The organism is Bradyrhizobium sp. (genome assembly GCF_049581145.1).
GTDB lineage: Bacteria > Pseudomonadota > Alphaproteobacteria > Rhizobiales > Xanthobacteraceae > Bradyrhizobium.
Genome location: NZ_JBAURI010000533.1, coordinates 1 through 15,933 on the forward strand (window position 1 = coordinate 1; position 15,933 = coordinate 15,933).

Sequence of the window (15,933 nt, forward strand, 5' to 3'; positions counted from 1 at the left end):
TCCGACTTCTGGGAATCGAGGTTCGATTTCAGCGCAGCGGTGGCAATCTTCTGCTGCAACGCGCCTGCCTGGAGCGACAAGGAGGCCATCACCAAACTCATATCCATGCGCGAACACCCCAACTCAAACCGTATCCTAGCGGACAGGCGTTAACGAGAGATGGAAATCATCGCCCGCACCGGTCCCGGCGAGAGCGGCGGCCGACGGTCACATCAGCGCGTCGGGACCGGCTTGGCGCCGCGATAATCGTAGAAGCCGCGCTGGGTCTTGCGACCGAGCCAGCCGGCCTCGACATATTTCACCAGCAGCGGACACGGCCGGTATTTGGAATCGGCGAGCCCTTCATGCAGCACCTGCATGATCGAGAGGCAGGTATCGAGGCCGATGAAATCGGCCAGCTCCAGCGGCCCCATCGGATGGTGCGCGCCGAGCTTCATTGCCGCATCGATCGCCTCGACATTGCCGACGCCCTCATACAGCGTATAGATCGCCTCGTTGATCATCGGCAGCAGGATGCGGTTGACGATGAAGGCCGGAAAATCCTCCGACACGGCGACCTGCTTGCCGAGCCGCGACACGAACTCCTTGGCCGCATCGAACGTCGAATCATCGGTGGCGATGCCGCGGATCAGCTCGACCAACTCCATCAGCGGCACCGGATTCATGAAGTGAATGCCGATGAAGCGTTCGGGGCGGTCGGTGGTGGCGGCAAGCCGGGTGATCGAGATCGACGAGGTGTTGGAGGCGATCAGCGCGTCGGCTTTCAGGACCGCGCAGAGATCGTGAAAGATCTTGCGCTTGACTTCTTCCTTTTCGACCGCGCTCTCGATCACGATGTCGCAATCGGCGAGCCCCTCCATGGTCCCGCTCGACGTGATCCGGCCGAGCGCCTCCGCCCGCGCCTCGTCCGTGATGATTTTCTTGGCGACCTGTCGCGACAGGTTACCATTGATGGTCGCCAGACCGGATTTCAACCGGTCGGCGGAAACGTCGTTGAGCACCACGTCGAAACCTGCCAGCGCCGAGACGTGCGCGATGCCGTTGCCCATCTGGCCCGAGCCGATCACGCCGATCTTCTTGATCATCGCCATTTTCTTGTCATCCATCGGAACGGCGCGCACATCGCGCCTGCCCATTCCCACCTCTATTTGACGCGTTTTCGTGGCGCGAACCGGTACCGGTCTCGCGCGAAAACACGATAGAAAAGCTCAACACCGGCCGGTATGAATCCCTCCGGCCGGCGGTCGGCCACATCCTATTTTCCGAGCTTGCCGAGTTGCTCGGTCAGTTCGGGAACCGCCTGATAGAGATCCGCCACCAGGCCATAATCGGCGACCTGGAAGATCGGCGCGTCCTCATCCTTGTTGATCGCGACGATCACCTTGGAATCCTTCATGCCGGCGAGATGCTGGATTGCGCCGGAAATGCCGATGGCGACATAGAGTTCCGGCGCCACCACCTTGCCGGTCTGACCGACCTGCCAGTCGTTCGGCGCATAGCCGGCATCCACCGCGGCGCGCGATGCGCCGACGCCGGCGCCCAATTTGTCGGCCAGCGGCTCGATATATTTGGCGAAGTTCTCACGGCTCTGCATGGCGCGGCCGCCGGAGACGATGATCTTGGCCGAGGCCAGCTCGGGACGGTCGCTCTTGGCAACCTCCTCGCCGACGAAGCTGGAAAGGCCGGGATCGGACGCGGACGCGGCGTTTTCGATCTGAGCGCTGCCGCCGGCGCCGGTCGCGGCGAAGGTCGAGGTGCGGACCGTGATGACCTTCTTGGCGTCCTTGGATTTCACGGTCTGGATCGCGTTGCCGGCATAGATCGGCCGCTCGAAGGTGTCGGGCGAGACCACCTTGATGATCTCCGAGACCTGCATGACGTCGAGCAGCGCCGCGACGCGAGGCATCACATTCTTGAACCGCGAGGTCGCGGGCGCGACCAAGGCGTCGTAGCCGGGGGCCAGCGCGACGATCAGCGCCGCGAGGGGTTCGGCGAGATCGTGGGCGTAGGCCTCGCCTTCCGCGAGCAGCACCTTCTTGACGCCGGCAAGCTTGGAGGCGGCCTCCGCCGCCGCCTTGGTCCCCTCGCCGCCACCGGCCACGAGGATATCGACGTCGGCGCCAAGCTCGGTCGCAGCCGTCAGCGCCTTGTTGGTGGTATCCTTCAGCGTCCCGTGGTCGTGTTCGGCAATCAGCAGCGTCGTCATCTCACAACACCCCGGCTTCGTTCTTCAGCTTCGACACCAGCTCGGCGACGTCCTTGACCTTGACGCCGCCCTTGCGGCCTGGCGGCTCCGACGTCTTGATGATCTCGAGATGCGGCGTGAGATCGACGCCGTAATCGGCGGCGCTCTTATCGGCAATCGGCTTCTTTTTCGCCTTCATGATATTGGGCAGGCTCGCGTAACGCGGCTCGTTCAGCCGCAGATCGGTCGTTACGATCGCAGGACCCTTGAGTTTCAGGGTCTGCAGGCCGCCGTCGACCTCGCGCGTGACCTTGAAATCGGCGCCGTCGACCTCGAGCTTGGAGGCGAAGGTCGCCTGCGCCCAGCCGAGCAGCGCCGCCAGCATCTGGCCGGTCTGGTTGGAATCGTCGTCGATCGCCTGCTTGCCCAGAATGACGAGGCCCGGCTTCTCTTCCTCGGCGACCGCCTTGAGAATCTTGGCGACCGCCAGCGGCTCGACATTGCCCTCCGCCTTCACCAGGATGCCGCGATCGGCACCCATGGCGAGCGCGGTGCGGATGGTCTCGGAAGCCTGTGCGAGGCCGATCGACACCACCACGATTTCGGTCGCCTTGCCGGCCTCTTTCAGCCGCAGCGCTTCCTCGACCGCGATTTCGTCGAACGGATTCATCGACATCTTAACGTTGGCGAGCTCCACGCCCGAGCCATCGCTCTTGACGCGGACCTTGACGTTGTAGTCGACCACCCGCTTTACCGGCACCAGAACCTTCATCGATCCTCTTTCAATTGAAAATTCTACAGGGTTTGATTGGCTGGCGCGGAACCTAGAGCGCCGGCCCACCCCGGTCAACGCGCGTCAACGCGTCCAAAGGCAAAAAACCCGCCCTTTTGCCGCGCTGCTTAACGGTTCTGGCCGGGGACCCAGAGCACGTCGCCGGCGCCATTATTATTCGTGACTCGGCTCGCGACGAAGAGCAAATCCGACAAGCGGTTCATATAGTGAATCGCGGCATCGTTCACCGGCTCGTCCGGTTTGGCCGCGAGTTCCACGATCGCTCGTTCCGCCCTGCGGCATATGGTGCGCGCCAGGTGCAGATAGGCGGCGGCGGAGGTTCCACCGGGCAGCACGAAAGATGTTAACGGCGAAAGTCCGGCATTGAGGCCGTCGATATCGTGCTCGAGCCGCGTGACCTGGCTGGCGAGCAGACGCAGGCGTTCCGGCTTGCCCTCGCGCTCGGGCACTGCGAGGTCGGCGCCGAGATCGAACAGATCGTTCTGGATCCGCCCCAGCATGGCGTCGAGCTCGCGCGCGCCGGCAAGATGCACCCGCACCACGCCGATCGCAGCATTGGTCTCGTCCACGGTTCCATAGGCAGTAATTCGCTGATCGTACTTCGGACGCCGCTCGCCGCTGCCAAGCGCGGTGGTGCCGTCGTCGCCGGTTCGCGTATAGATGCGATTGAGCACGACCATCGCGATCCCCTTCAGCGTCCCATCGCCCACAATGCCAGCATGGCGATGACGATCGCGCCGAACTGCAGCGCGACGCGCAGCCGCATCAACTTCTGCGACAGGTTCGGCGAACCGCCCCGCATCATGTTGATGAGGCCGAGCAACAGCACCAGCGCAACGGCGGCGAGCGCGATGGGAAGGGCGATCATGCTCAGAATGGACGTCATCGTCGCTACATAACACTGTGCCAAGCGATCCGCCATCGCGATATGGCGCCGGGCCTGATGCAACGATCTGGCTTTTTGTCCAGTAATATCAGATGGTAGCTCGGTCCAATGACCGTCGGCCGCTGAAGGTGAAATGTGAGGCAGCTCCGCTACGTTTTCCATGTCGGCATGGACGCGTTCTACACCTTCCTCGCCGATGACGGCTGGGCGATCGCGAGCCACATCGCGCTGTCGACGTTGATGGCGATGTTCCCGTTCCTGATCGTTCTGACCTCGCTGGCCGGCTTTTTCGGCTCCCAGGAACTCGCCGACGAGGCTGCCGCGCTGTTGCTGCAGACCTGGCCGCAGCAGGTTGCCGACACATTGTCGGGGCAAATCCATGACGTCCTGACCACCACCCGCGGCGACGCCCTGACCATCGGGGCGCTGCTCTCGGTCTATTTCGCCTCGAACGGCGTCGAGGCGCTGCGCGTCGCGCTCAACCGCGCCTATGCGGTGGTCGAGCCGCGGCGCTGGTACTGGCTGCGGCTGGAATCGATCGGATACACGCTGGTCGCGGCGATCTCGGCGTTGGCGATGGCCTTCCTGATCGTGCTTGGTCCCCTGATCCTGGAGGCTGTGCGACGTTATCTGCCGCTGCTGGTCGAAACCAACGAGCGATTTCTGCACATTTCCCGCTACAGCATCACCATCGCGGCCCTGATCGTCGCGCTCTTCGTCCTGCATGCCTGGCTTCCGGCGGGACGGCGGACGTTCCTGCAGATTTTGCCCGGCATCGTCTTCACCTTCGTGGCATCGCTGGTCTCGGGCATCGTGTTCGGACAGTATCTCGCGCGGTTCGCCAACCGCTATGTCACGATGTATGCCGGGCTCGCGTCGGTCATCATCGCGCTGGTGTTCCTGTATTTCATCGCCGCGATCTTCGTTTTTGGCGGCGAATTGAACGCCGCCATCATCAAGTCGCGGCTGCCGCGCGGCGTGTCGCTTCAAGCAGCGCAGTCGCCAAAGCCCGCGGAGACACAGGCTTGAGCAGAAACGCGTCGGCGCCGGCCTCGCGCGACGCCGCCTCGTCGTCATCGCGACCCGATACCCCGATGATCGCGATGCGGCCGAGCGGCGGGGCGAGTTCGCGAATCCGCCTGATCGCCTCGATGCCGTTGATGCCGGGCAGCACCATGTCCATCAGCACGGCGTCGAAACCGCCCTGAGCAATCCGATCGGTTGCGACCTCGCCGCGACCGATGAACTCCGCCTGGTGGCCGAGTTCAGTCAGGATGGTATTGAGGACGACGCGGCCGAACGGATTATCCTCCACGCCGAGGATGCGCAGCGCCGGCGCGGGCGCGGATGGCAGGTCGGCGGGGGCCCCGGTCCCCATGGTCTTCCCCGATCCCGCGCTCGCCAGGGTCACGGTCAACGTAAACGTGGTGCCGCCGCCGCGGCGCGAGGCTGCCACAATGTCGCCGCCCATCGCGCGGGCAAGCTGCTTGACCGAGGACAATCCGAGCCCGGCGCCGCCGAAACGCGAGGCGATCGAGACATTGGCCTGTGAGAATGGCCGGAACAGGCGCCTGATCTCCGGCAACGTCAAACCAATGCCGCTGTCGGAGACCGAAAACGCCACGCCGACCTTGCCCTTGGCACTCGGGGTCGTCGCCTTGAGATGTCCCTTCCCACTGGCCTTGACGCTTCCCTTGGCTTTCTCCTCCTTGGCGTCGCTCACCGGCGCGACCCGGAGCGCGACGCCGCCGCGGTCGGTGAATTTCACCGCATTGTCGATCAGGTTCTCCAACGCGGCCCGCAACCGGACGGGATCGCCGACCACGAGCGACGGCAATGCGTCGGAAATGATGATCTCCGATTGGAGGCCCTTCGCCGCGGCGCGGCCGGCCAGCGAGTCCCCGGCCATGCGCGCCAGCGCGCGCAGATCGAACACATCCTCCCGCACTTCGATCGCTGCGCTGCCGTTCCTGCCGGCGGCGTTGGCGCTGGAGTTCTTGGCGGCGTCGACGAACAAGGTCGCAAGACTAGCCAGATGCTCGGCCCCCGCCTTGATGGTATCGACCCAGCGTCGCTCGCGTTCACCGAGGTCGGATGTCGCCAGGAGGTCGCTGATCGCGAGAATGCCGGTGAGCGGCGTGCGGACCTCGTGAGCGAAAGCGGCAAGCGCCGCCTCGACCACACCCGGCGCGGGCACGGCGGCACGCTTGCGCGTCTTGCCTGCAGGTATCCTGCCCGCAGGCGAGCGCAGTTTCGCCGACCGTTTCCTCGGCGGGCGCTTCGTGCTGTGCAAGCGCGATTTTGCCGCCATGACTCCCTTCACCTCGGCCAGAGTCAGCATCGCACGGCAGGGCGCACGAAGTCACGGATACGATTTGGACAAAACACCGGGATTTTTTACGAAAGGCCAACCAGTTGGCGGATATCGGTAGGTCGCAGGCCCGCCGCGCGCAATTCGCGCAGCCCAGTCGATTGGCTGGATTTCGCAAGCTTGTGACCAGCCGGGTCGCGAATCAGGCGATGGTGCCGGTAAATCGGCTCGGGCAAGCCGAGCAGTTCCTGCAGCAGCCGGTGCACCGCGGTCGCCTGGAACAGGTCCTGGCCGCGCACCACTTCGCTCACCCCCTGCAGGGCGTCGTCGACGACGACCGAAAGGTGATAGCTGGTCGGCGTCTCCTTGCGCGCCAGAATGACATCGCCCCATTCCAGCGGCCGGGCTTCGACCCGGCCGGTCTCACCATCGCCGCCCTCGCCCTGCTCGGTCCAGGCGAGATGGCCCGCTCGCACGCAAGCCGTCGCCATATCGAGCCGCAACGCCGAAGGCGCGTCCTGGTCGAGCAGCCGTGCCTGTTGGTCGGGCGAAAGCCGCCTGGCTGCGCCGGGATAGAGCGGCGCGCCATCGGGGTCGCGCGGCCATGGCCCGCAGGCCTCCCGCTCCGCCACCAATCTCGCGATTTCGGCACGGCTCTCGAAGCTCGGGTAGAGCAGCCCCTCCGCTGCAAGCCTGGCCAGCGCGGCGCGATAATCGGTGAGATGCTCGGACTGCCGCCGCACCGGTTGTTCCCAGGCAATGCCGAGCCAGGCGAGGTCGTCGAAGATCGCCTGCTCGAATTCGACCCGGCAACGTGTCGAATCGATGTCCTCGATGCGCAGCAATAACCGTCCGCCGGACTGCCGCGCGAGATCGGAATTCAGCAGCGCGGAATAGGCGTGGCCGAGGTGAAGGTAGCCATTCGGACTCGGGGCAAAACGGAAAACGGGCGGCATTGATCTCTTTCGCAGGCCATGATGGTTTTAGATTGCAATGACCATCCACCTCAACAGCCAGGCCGACCTGGAAGACGCCGTCCACACGCTGGTAGAGCAGGACCCGCGGCTGCAGCCGATCTTGGCCCGCACTGGCATGCCAGCATTGCGCCGGCGCGAGCCGGGCTTCGCCGGACTTGCCCATATCGTGTGCGGCCAGCAGCTCTCGACCGCCAGCGCGGCGGCGATCTGGGCGCGGCTGAGTGCGGCCTTCGATCCGTTCGATCCCGCAGTGTTCCACCGCGCCCGCGCCGATCGGCTCGGCCGCCTGGGATTGTCGGCGGCCAAGATCAAGACTCTCAAGATGATCGCGCGCGAGCTCGCCACCGAACGGCTCAATCTGGATGTGCTTGCCAATGAGGACGCCGACGCCGCGCACAAGACGCTGACGTCGCTGCATGGCATCGGCCCCTGGACCGCCGACATCTATCTGTTGTTCTGCCTCGGCCATGGCGACGCCTGGCCGGCAGGCGATCTCGCCGTGCAGGAGGCAATCAAAATCGGATTGGGTCTGACGATGCGGCCGAGCGCGAAACAGATGGCGCCGCTGGCCGAGCCGTGGCGGCCGATGCGCGGCGCCGCCGCGCATTTGTGGTGGAGCTACTACCGCGTGATCAAGCAGCGCGAGGGCGTGATCGCAATCGGAAAAAAACCGGAATCAAAAATGTAGCGTCAAGCGGGCAAGCCGCTTTCTGCACGATGCCAAAGGGTATAACCTCTTTCGTCGGGAGAGTTCGCCGGCCGGCAAGCCGCCGGCTCGGTCAATACAAGCCGCTCGCGCGGCCAACGACAAGCCGCATGCGCGGCCAAAAAAGAGAAACGCCGATGCTCGACAAGACCGACGATGTTGCGATCGCCGTGGACGACTGGCTGGCGCAATTCGAGGCTGCCATCGCTGCCGGCGAGGCCGCGCTGAAGTCCCTGTTTCACCCGGAAAGCTATTGGCGCGACGTGCTGGCGCTGAGCTGGAACATCCAGACCATCAACGGCAGAGCGGCGATCTTGCAAGGGCTGCAGGCTTGCATCAACCGCCCGATCGGTCTTGCGATCGATTCCGAACGTGCGGCGCCGCGCCGGGTGACGCGCGCCGGCACCAATTCCATCGAGGCGATCTTCAGGTTTGAAACGGCGCTCGGACGGGGCATCGGAATCCTGCGGCTGATCCCGGATGCCGACGACAATGCCCGGCTGAAAGCCTGGACGCTGCTGACCGCGCTCGATGAGTTGAAAGGATTCGAGGAGCAACTCGGCGCCACGCGACCGCGCGGGCAGGCCTATTCGCGCGATTTTCGCGGGCCGAACTGGCTCGATCTGCGCAAGGCTGCGGCCGACTATGCCGATCGCGATCCGGTGGTGCTCGTGGTCGGCGGCGGCCAGGCGGGGCTCGCGGTCGCAGCGCGGCTCAAGCAATTGAAGATCGACACGCTGATCGTCGATCGCGAAGCGCGCATCGGCGACAATTGGCGCAAGCGCTATCACGCGCTGACGCTGCACAATCAGGTGCAGGTCAACCACCTGCCCTACATGCCGTTCCCGCCGAACTGGCCGACCTATATCCCCAAGGACAAGCTCGCCAACTGGTTCGAGGCCTATGCCGATGCCATGGAGCTCAATGTCTGGACCGCGACCGAATTCGAAAGCGGCGCATACGACGCGGCGAAAGGGCGCTGGTCGGTGGTGCTGCGCCGCGCCGACGGCTCGAAGCGCGAGCTGCAGCCGCGCCAGATCGTGATGGCGACCGGCGTCAGCGGCATCGCCAATCTGCCGGACATTGCGAGCCTGAAGAATTTTGCCGGCAGGATCATGCATTCCAGCCAATATGACGACGGCGAGAGCTGGAAGGGCAAAAAGGCGCTTGTGATCGGCACCGGCAATTCAGGCCACGACATCGCGCAGGACCTTCATTCCAGCGGCGCCGAAGTCACGCTGGTGCAGCGCGCCTCGACGCTGGTCACCAATATCGAACCTTCGGCGCAACTGGCCTATGCCGCCTATAATGACGGCACGCTGGAGGACAACGACCTGATCGCGACCTCGATGCCGCTGGTGCTGGCCAGGCGCAGCCACGTGCTGCTGACCCAGCAATCCCGGGAGATCGACAAGCCGTTGCTCGATGGGCTGGAACGCGTCGGCTTCAAGCTCGATTTCGGCGAGGACGCCACCGGCTGGCAGTTCAAATATCTCACCCGCGGCGGCGGCTATTATTTCAATGTCGGCTGCTCGGAGCTGATCGTCAGCGGCGCGGTCAAGCTCAGGCAGTTCTCCGACGTCGAAAGCTTCAGGGCCGAAGGCGTCCGGATGAAGAGCGGCGAAACCATCCCAGCCGATCTGATCGTGCTGGCGACCGGCTACAAGCCGCAGGAATATCTGGTGCAAAAGCTGTTCGGCGACGCCGTCGCCACGCGGGTCGGCCCGATCTGGGGTTTTGGCGACGGCCAGGAGTTGCGCAACATGTATACGCGGACCGCCCAGCCGGGCTTGTGGTTCATCGCCGGCAGTCTCGCGCAATGCCGGATCAATTCGAAATATCTGGCGCTGCAGATCAAGGCGGTCGAGGAAGGGCTGTTGCCGTCCGGCCTGCCCGCGGCGCAGCCTGATGCGGCTGTGGCGTAGGCGAACGCCCCCGTCGTTCCGGGCAACCCGCGGGGCTGAACCCGGAATCCAGAACCACGGAAGGCGATCATGAAGTCCGGGCCCGCGCCTGGCGGCGCAAAGGCAATGACCCAGGAGGGGGAGGACACACATGTCTGCCATTCTCGGCTCGGGCGAGTATCGCTACCGCGTGGTGCAGAATTTCGCCAAGCTGCCCGACGGGTGGAATCTCACCGACGTCGCGTCGGTGGCGGTCGACGGCAAGGACCGTCTCTATGTCTTCAACCGCGGCGACCATCCGATGGTCGTGCTCGATCGCGACGGCAATTTCATCACGAGCTGGGGCGAAGGCTTGTTCGGCCGGCCGCACGGGCTGCACATCGATGCCGATGACAATCTCTATTGCACCGACGACGGCGACCATACCGTGCGCAAATGCTCGACCAAAGGCGAGGTGCTGCTCACGATTGGCATTCCGAACAAGCCGGCGCCGTACATGAGCGGTGAGCCGTTCCATCGCTGCACCCATACCGCCCTGTCGCCCAATGGCGACATCTACGTCTCCGACGGCTACGGCAATGCCTGCGTGCATAAATACACGCCTGACGGAAAATTGATCAAGACCTGGGGCGAGCCCGGCTCCGATCCCGGCCAGTTCAACATCGTGCACAACATCGCAACCGACCCGGACGGATGGGTCTATGTCGCCGATCGCGAAAACCATCGCGTGCAGGTGTTCGACGGCAATGGCAGATACGAGGCGCAGTGGAATAATCTGCACCGTCCCTGCGCGCTGCATTGCTGCGGTGGCAGGCATCCGAGCTTCATCGTTGGCGAGCTCGGTCCGGGCATGCCTGTCAACCTCAATGTGCCCAATCTCGGCCCGCGCCTGAGCATCGTCGATGCCAAGGGCCGCCGCATCGCGCGGCTCGGCGGCGAGCATGGCCCCGGCCTCGAGACCGGTAAATTCCTTGCCCCGCACGGCGTCGCGCAGGATTCCAGAGGCGACATCTATATCGGCGAAGTCGGCGTCACCAACTGGAAGACGAGCTTTCCGGAAATACCGATGCCGTCAGAGGTTCGCGCCAGCCGCTGCCTGCAGAAGCTCGTGAAGATCTAGGCAGCCGCGCGGCTTACTGTTCGGCCCGCCAAACGCGCCGCCGTCGCGGGATCGTGGGTCGGCAGATACACCGTCGGTCGCGATTGCGTGAAGCGCCTGATTGCCTCCAGCGTCGCGCTGGACATCGCCTCGTCCGGGCTGACGCCGTCGACCCGGCCGGCCTGCATCAGCGCCTCGGTATAGGAGGTGTCGCCGGCCAGAAAATAGCTGGTGTCGCCATCGCGCACCACGACCGAAACATGATCGGCGGTGTGTCCGGGCGTGCCGACGGCGACGACGTCTCCGGCGGCCGTCAGGCGCCGGCTCGCCGCGAACGGACCGAACGATTCACGCGCCAGCTGAAGCGGTCTTGGATCGAACCAGGACGGCCAGCGCTGCGGAAGGTAGCCGCGCAGACGTCCGGCGAGACCGCTCGCCAACCGAAGTTCGCCCGGCGCGACCAGGATCTCGGTATCGGGGAAATGCGCCAGGCCGCCGTCATGATCCATATGCAAATGCGTCAGCACGACCCGCTTGACGTCCCGCGATCCGATGCCCAGTGCACGAAGCTGCGGGCCGACCTCCTGTTCGGGCTCGATGCGGAAGGCGACTTCCCAGCGGACATAGGGGTGCAGCGATTTGCCGGACTGCAGCAGATGCGTGCCCTGCCCGGTATCGACGACGATGACGCCTTCGCGGCTCTCGATGGCCCATGCGTAGGTTGGCAGCCAGTCGGTCCATGCGTGTCGGTGAAGATCGACAGCCGCCGCGACAGCCCGTGCCCTCGCCCTTCGACCTGCGCCGTCTTGATGCGGACCAGGCCGGTCTGAATCGCATGGATCTTCATGGCGATCCTTTCGCAAGAGGTCCGGTCATTCTAGCTTGATATTTGACGCCTTGATGATGGGCCACCAGCGTTCGGCGTCGGCCTTCTGGAGCGCGCGCAAGGCTTCCGGAGATTGCTGGTCGAGCGGCGTGATCTGAATGCCGAAAGCGTCGAATCGTTGCTTCACCTGCGGATCGGCGAGAATCTGCGACATTCCGGCATTGAGCTTGGCGATGACATCCTTCGACGCGCCCTTTGGCACCCAGAGCCCGTACCAGAGCGTGGCAAAGAATCCGGGCAACCCCGCCTCATCGGCGGTCGGAATGGTCGGCAAGGACGGCAGCCGTGTCCTGCCGGTGATGGCAAACGCCTTGACGCTGCCTGACGCGAGCAGTGCCCTGAAGTTCGAGGCCGGCTCGATCATGAAATCGATCTGTCCGGCCAGCAGGTCCTGCATGGCCAGCGCATTGCCCCGATAGGGCACGAACTGGAAGCTGGTGCCGGTTTCCCTTTGAAAGGAAATGCCGGCGAGGTGACCGGTGGCGCCGACGCCGGCGATACCGACCGACGCCTTGTCGGGATTGGCCTTGAGCCACGCGATCAGCCCCTTCAGATCGTCGGCCGGCAGATCCTTCTTGCCCACGATCAAAAGCGGCTCGCTGCCGATTTCGATGATCGGCTCCAGATCTTTCAGGAGATCGAAGGGCAGCTTGTAAAGGCCGCCGGTCAGCATATGCGTGGTCGAGGTGCCGATGCTGAGCGTATAGCCGTCGGCGGCCGAGCGAACGGCCCGGCCGACGCCGAGGCTGCCGGCTGCGCCTGCGACGTTCTCGATGATGACGGGCTGCCCCAAAATTGCCCGCATCCGTTCACCAAGGAACCGCGCCACGGTGTCGGTCGCGCCACCGGCGGGGAATGGCACGATCATGCTGATCGGACGCGCCGGATAGTCCTGGGCAGCCGCCGCGCCGGTCCATGCCAGCCCTGCAAATGCGGCGATTATCAGCCAAAGCCCCCGCGACATCTGTGCTACTCCCTGATTCATTGCCCTCAGGGCACGGTCCAGAGGCGCGTCCGGCGCAGGCCGTGCTTGCGGGATAAGGTGTTCTAAGCTCTTCACAATCCCGTCACGCTGCATGTAGTATGTCAAGGTGAGCTGCTTCGCAGCCGATATGGGAGTCAGGAGCGTTATTTGAACGCACATGTCTCGCAAGGCGGTTGGCCGGTCCTGGTGCTGAATGCGGATTTCCGGCCGCTGAGTTACTACCCGCTGTCGCTTTGGTCGTGGCAGGACGCGATCAAGGCTGTCTTCCTCGACCGCGTCAATATCGTCGAGCATTACGACCGGGCGGTGCGCAGTCCCTCGTTCGAAATCCAGCTGCCCAGCGTGGTGTCGCTGAAGTCCTTCGTGAAGCCAACGACGCATCCGGCCTTCACCCGATTCAACGTGTTCCTGCGCGACCGCTTCGTCTGCCAGTATTGTTCGGCGAACGATGATCTCACCTTCGATCACATCATCCCGCGCAGCAAAGGCGGCCAGACCACCTGGGAAAACGTCGTCGCCGCCTGCTCGCCCTGCAACCTGCGCAAGGGCAACCTGACGCCGCAGCAGGCCAAGATGTTTCCGCGACAGGCGCCGTTCGCCCCGACCGTCCACCAGTTGCACCGCAACGGCCGGCTGTTTCCGCCGAACTATCTGCACGACAGCTGGCTCGACTATCTCTATTGGGACACCGAGCTCGATCCGTAGCGGACGACGCGACAATGTGATGCACCTCATAAGAGTGTCAAAACACACATAAGTGCGTCACGTTTTGCCGCCTGATATAGTCAAAACACCGCCATCGGACCGAGCGAGATCCAGCGAACGAGTCGTCCGACGCTATCGCTCGGTCCATCGTGGTTAAATCTTCGCCTACATCGACGGGCCCAGCGGCCGTGGCCTGGACCCCGGGAAGACGACGGCAAATTGGCCGACTAGGCCACAAGTGTGCTAGAGGGCGAAAATGAGCGCCTCTGAGCCGCCGCCTTCCTCCCTTCGGCTTTCGGACATTTGGTCGATATCCGGTCCATCGGACTACAAGCTCCATTTTGCGCGCTGGAACGGACACAGCCAGCCATTAGAGGTGTGGGCCCGCGACAGGGGAGAATGGCAGGGTTGGCAGGAGTACCGCCCAACGCGCGACGAGTTCAATCGTCAGAAGATCTTTTCACTCATCCAGTTTTATCACGAACCGGACGCTTGGCTCTTCGGTGGCGTGTTCTGCGTGTTGGAACGATTGTCAGACCGGTATGTGGTGACGCTGAGCGAGGAAGGCGGCGGCTTCATCGGTCGCCTTAAACTCCGTTCTTCGTACCGGGAGCGCGCGACGCGAGTGAATTTCGAAAACCATTACTCCAGCTTCGAGGTCCTGGAACTTCTTCGGGAGCCCTATACTGGCCGCAGCTTTCCGGGCTTTGAGAATATCGACCTTTCGTTCGAGGAGCTTGAGACGCTTGTCCGGACAGGCCGCCCCGATTGGAAAGCAGCTCTAAGTAGCGTCAAAGGCATCTATCTGATCTCCGATACCAGTACCGGAAAGCGGTATGTGGGCTCAGCTTATGGATCGGAAGGGGTATGGGCCCGCTGGTGCAGCTACGCTTCCACGGGTCACGGCGGCAACGTCGAACTCACCGCTCTGGTTCGCGACCCTACGCTCGAATATTGCCGAAACAATTTCCGGTTTGCCTTACTTGAATATCGCGCGAGCCCGACTCCTGATGAGACCGTCCTTGAGCGAGAGGCCTTCTGGAAGCGAATCCTGCTGACGCGCGGTGAGTACGGCCTTAACCGCAACTGAAGCCCGTCGTCCCGTACGTCGAACGTGCCGCCGCAAGTGATGGAGTTCGGGAGAGGCTTGCGCAAAGCGCTGGCGGAGACGTCCGTGCGGGCCCGGGATGTCGGTGATCAGAATTGGGCGTTCGGCCGGTCGGCGTCGGACCCAGGTAAGACGTTCCTCGACGCCTAGATGTCCCGGAGACGGCTGCGCCGCATCCGGGGGTCACTCTCTCCAGGAAGAGACGTCGACCTCGACCGTCGTATCGGCGGCATCGAAGGCCTCCGGCGTCGTCGCCGGCGCCGAGGTTTCACAGTCGAAAGGAAAGCTGTTGCGGAATTCAACCGCGTCGTGCCTGCCGCCCGCCATCAGCGTGACGCCGACGGTCCCGGTGAAGCGGCACAGGATCCGGTCGGCATCCAGGCTCAGGATCTCCGGATCGTCAATTAGGACGATGCCTGTCTCATACCGTCCGGAGATCTCATCGAGTTCGGCGATCGTCTGGTTGATGAACGCAGCGGTGGCGGCGCCGCTCAAGGCTCGCGAAAGGGCCGTCGCGACGCGACCCTTCATCTCGTCGATGGTCTCGAACAGATCCTCCAGCGCGGCCAATGCGGTCTCCGCGAACTCTTCGATCTCCTCTTCCGTCTTAAATTCGGTGTCCGGGCGGACATGGGTCCGCTTGTTCAACTCCTGAAAGGCGGGACCCAGGCCAGCATGCAGCGTTTCAGGTTTGATGCCGACCCTGTCCTTCAGGAACTCGTCGGTCAGCCCACCGCGGCAGGCGTACAGCGCACGCTGCCGTCGCGTCGGTCCTTCGACGTTCTTGTCCTGCTTGAACCACGTGCACCGCATCACGTCCGCGTCCGGCGCCACGGTCTCGAGCACGTGCGCGATCAGTTCGCGGAACGAACTCGCGGACTGGTTCGCCCGCGCCGGATTATTCTCCTGAGTAAGCACCGCCAGCGCGCCATCCAGCTGCCGCCTGGAAAAATCATCGGGAAGGCGGCTTCGTACCCCGTCGATAAGCTCTTGGCTCGGCACTGCTTCGCTCCATTCCGATGCGGTCGAAGTCGCACTACTATCGAAGCCGCGGCAATTGAGATCGGGCTTCGACCTCATCGCGGATATTATCGCCCCAAGGTTGTCTGCATCATGTGGTTGAGCACCGTCAATTCAGTCCCGAACGCGTCGGAAAGCGGGTTCTCATGCGAGACCGGAACAACGGTGCCGACCTTCAGGGGCATGACCACCTGCTTGCCGGTCTGAGGGTGAAAGGTGAGCGTCGCCGCGTTTTTTGATAGACCGCTGAGCAAGAACTTTGATGGACTTCCGGCTTCCGCTTCCCGCGGCCTGTAGGGTGTTTGGGAAGCGGAAGTGGGAAGCGCTGCTTCATCCGGCGAGATGGTATCCGTCGGCGGATTTGATGA

17 protein-coding genes are annotated in these 15,933 nt (G+C 63.6%); 6 read left to right on the plus strand and 11 right to left on the minus strand.

Annotation, left to right across the window (positions count from 1 at the left end; translation table 11 throughout):
- Nucleotides 1–212 precede the first annotated feature (212 nt).
- The 5 genes from WCB02_RS17305 to WCB02_RS17325 all read right to left on the minus strand — a co-directional run bounded on the left by WCB02_RS17305 (nt 213) and on the right by WCB02_RS17325 (nt 3,864).
- Entirely contained in the window at nt 213–1,091 is an 879-nt protein-coding gene (locus WCB02_RS17305; protein WP_423959861.1) for a 3-hydroxybutyryl-CoA dehydrogenase, read from the minus strand.
- 164 nt (nt 1,092–1,255) lie between these two features.
- Nucleotides 1,256–2,206, minus strand: a complete 951-nt coding sequence (locus WCB02_RS17310; protein ID WP_423959834.1) for an electron transfer flavoprotein subunit alpha/FixB family protein — start codon at nt 2,204–2,206, stop codon at nt 1,256–1,258.
- Nucleotide 2,207: 1 nt separating this feature from the next.
- Complete coding sequence (locus tag WCB02_RS17315; RefSeq protein WP_423959835.1) at nt 2,208–2,957, minus strand: electron transfer flavoprotein subunit beta/FixA family protein; 750 nt, start codon at nt 2,955–2,957, stop codon at nt 2,208–2,210.
- Between the two features lie 128 nt (nt 2,958–3,085).
- Nucleotides 3,086–3,658, minus strand: a complete 573-nt coding sequence (locus WCB02_RS17320) for a cob(I)yrinic acid a,c-diamide adenosyltransferase (RefSeq protein ID WP_423959837.1) — start codon at nt 3,656–3,658, stop codon at nt 3,086–3,088.
- 11 nt (nt 3,659–3,669) lie between these two features.
- Nucleotides 3,670–3,864, minus strand: a complete 195-nt coding sequence (locus WCB02_RS17325) for a twin transmembrane helix small protein (protein ID WP_423959839.1) — start codon at nt 3,862–3,864, stop codon at nt 3,670–3,672.
- A gap of 168 nt (nt 3,865–4,032) precedes the next feature.
- On the opposite strand from WCB02_RS17325, the gene WCB02_RS17330 reads away from it, so the two are divergent.
- Nucleotides 4,033–4,893 carry a YihY/virulence factor BrkB family protein gene (locus WCB02_RS17330; protein WP_423959863.1) on the plus strand — a complete coding sequence of 287 codons (861 nt, stop codon included), beginning with the start codon at nt 4,033–4,035 and terminating at the stop codon, nt 4,891–4,893.
- Here WCB02_RS17330 and WCB02_RS17335 read toward each other — a convergent pair.
- Both WCB02_RS17335 and gluQRS read right to left on the minus strand, forming a co-directional pair.
- On the minus strand, nt 4,820–6,175 hold the full coding sequence (locus tag WCB02_RS17335) for an ATP-binding protein (RefSeq protein ID WP_423959842.1): 1,356 nt from the start codon (nt 6,173–6,175) through the stop codon (nt 4,820–4,822). The genes WCB02_RS17330 and WCB02_RS17335 overlap by 74 nt on opposite strands.
- An 86-nt stretch (nt 6,176–6,261) precedes the next feature.
- A complete protein-coding gene (gluQRS, locus tag WCB02_RS17340) occupies nt 6,262–7,131 on the minus strand; it encodes a tRNA glutamyl-Q(34) synthetase GluQRS (protein ID WP_423959844.1) in 870 nt (289 codons plus the stop codon).
- A 37-nt stretch (nt 7,132–7,168) separates the two neighbouring features.
- On the opposite strand from gluQRS, the gene WCB02_RS17345 reads away from it, so the two are divergent.
- The 3 genes from WCB02_RS17345 (at nt 7,169) to WCB02_RS17355 (ending at nt 10,882) form a co-directional block, all read left to right on the plus strand.
- The gene (locus WCB02_RS17345; protein WP_423959845.1) at nt 7,169–7,840 is read left to right on the plus strand and encodes a DNA-3-methyladenine glycosylase family protein; all 672 of its coding nucleotides are present in this window, start codon (nt 7,169–7,171) and stop codon (nt 7,838–7,840) included.
- A gap of 155 nt (nt 7,841–7,995) precedes the next feature.
- On the plus strand, nt 7,996–9,783 hold the full coding sequence (locus tag WCB02_RS17350) for a flavin-containing monooxygenase (RefSeq protein ID WP_423959847.1): 1,788 nt from the start codon (nt 7,996–7,998) through the stop codon (nt 9,781–9,783).
- A 130-nt stretch (nt 9,784–9,913) separates the two neighbouring features.
- Nucleotides 9,914–10,882 carry a peptidyl-alpha-hydroxyglycine alpha-amidating lyase family protein gene (locus tag WCB02_RS17355; protein WP_423959849.1) on the plus strand — a complete coding sequence of 323 codons (969 nt, stop codon included), beginning with the start codon at nt 9,914–9,916 and terminating at the stop codon, nt 10,880–10,882.
- On the opposite strand, the gene WCB02_RS17360 is transcribed toward WCB02_RS17355, so the two are convergent.
- The gene (locus WCB02_RS17360; protein ID WP_423959852.1) at nt 10,879–11,724 is read right to left on the minus strand and encodes an N-acyl homoserine lactonase family protein; all 846 of its coding nucleotides are present in this window, start codon (nt 11,722–11,724) and stop codon (nt 10,879–10,881) included. The two genes, WCB02_RS17355 and WCB02_RS17360, sit on opposite strands and share 4 nt — an antisense overlap.
- Nucleotides 11,725–11,733: 9 nt before the next feature.
- A complete protein-coding gene (locus tag WCB02_RS17365; protein ID WP_423959853.1) occupies nt 11,734–12,711 on the minus strand; it encodes a Bug family tripartite tricarboxylate transporter substrate binding protein in 978 nt (325 codons plus the stop codon).
- Between the two features lie 168 nt (nt 12,712–12,879).
- On the opposite strand from WCB02_RS17365, the gene WCB02_RS17370 reads away from it, so the two are divergent.
- Both WCB02_RS17370 and WCB02_RS17375 read left to right on the plus strand, forming a co-directional pair.
- Nucleotides 12,880–13,437, plus strand: a complete 558-nt coding sequence (locus WCB02_RS17370; protein ID WP_423959855.1) for an HNH endonuclease — start codon at nt 12,880–12,882, stop codon at nt 13,435–13,437.
- Nucleotides 13,438–13,693: 256 nt separating this feature from the next.
- Nucleotides 13,694–14,527 carry a GIY-YIG nuclease family protein gene (locus WCB02_RS17375; RefSeq protein ID WP_423959857.1) on the plus strand — a complete coding sequence of 278 codons (834 nt, stop codon included), beginning with the start codon at nt 13,694–13,696 and terminating at the stop codon, nt 14,525–14,527.
- A 201-nt stretch (nt 14,528–14,728) separates the two neighbouring features.
- On the opposite strand, the gene WCB02_RS17380 is transcribed toward WCB02_RS17375, so the two are convergent.
- Together WCB02_RS17380 and WCB02_RS17385 are read right to left on the minus strand one after the other, a co-directional pair.
- A complete protein-coding gene (locus WCB02_RS17380) occupies nt 14,729–15,547 on the minus strand; it encodes a hypothetical protein (protein WP_423959859.1) in 819 nt (272 codons plus the stop codon).
- 86 nt (nt 15,548–15,633) lie between these two features.
- Nucleotides 15,634–15,933: hypothetical protein (locus tag WCB02_RS17385; protein WP_423959860.1), on the minus strand; the 300-nt coding region annotated here is incomplete at its 5' end.

Excerpts from the sequence above, each read along its gene's own strand:
- WCB02_RS17310 (WP_423959834.1), bottom strand. The coding sequence starts at position 2,206 with ATGACGACGCTGCTGATTGCCGAACACGACCACGGGACGCTGAAGGAT.
- WCB02_RS17350 (WP_423959847.1), top strand. The coding sequence starts at position 7,996 with ATGCTCGACAAGACCGACGATGTTGCGATCGCCGTGGACGACTGGCTG.
- WCB02_RS17375 (WP_423959857.1), top strand. The coding sequence starts at position 13,694 with ATGAGCGCCTCTGAGCCGCCGCCTTCCTCCCTTCGGCTTTCGGACATT.
- WCB02_RS17325 (WP_423959839.1), bottom strand. The coding sequence starts at position 3,864 with ATGACGTCCATTCTGAGCATGATCGCCCTTCCCATCGCGCTCGCCGCC.
- WCB02_RS17345 (WP_423959845.1), top strand. The coding sequence starts at position 7,169 with ATGACCATCCACCTCAACAGCCAGGCCGACCTGGAAGACGCCGTCCAC.
- WCB02_RS17315 (WP_423959835.1), bottom strand. The coding sequence starts at position 2,957 with ATGAAGGTTCTGGTGCCGGTAAAGCGGGTGGTCGACTACAACGTCAAG.
- WCB02_RS17330 (WP_423959863.1), top strand. The coding sequence starts at position 4,033 with ATGGACGCGTTCTACACCTTCCTCGCCGATGACGGCTGGGCGATCGCG.
- WCB02_RS17320 (WP_423959837.1), bottom strand. The coding sequence starts at position 3,658 with ATGGTCGTGCTCAATCGCATCTATACGCGAACCGGCGACGACGGCACC.
- WCB02_RS17335 (WP_423959842.1), bottom strand. The coding sequence starts at position 6,175 with ATGGCGGCAAAATCGCGCTTGCACAGCACGAAGCGCCCGCCGAGGAAA.
- WCB02_RS17305 (WP_423959861.1), bottom strand. The coding sequence starts at position 1,091 with ATGGCGATGATCAAGAAGATCGGCGTGATCGGCTCGGGCCAGATGGGC.
- gluQRS (WP_423959844.1), bottom strand. The coding sequence starts at position 7,131 with ATGCCGCCCGTTTTCCGTTTTGCCCCGAGTCCGAATGGCTACCTTCAC.
- WCB02_RS17365 (WP_423959853.1), bottom strand. The coding sequence starts at position 12,711 with ATGTCGCGGGGGCTTTGGCTGATAATCGCCGCATTTGCAGGGCTGGCA.
- WCB02_RS17355 (WP_423959849.1), top strand. The coding sequence starts at position 9,914 with ATGTCTGCCATTCTCGGCTCGGGCGAGTATCGCTACCGCGTGGTGCAG.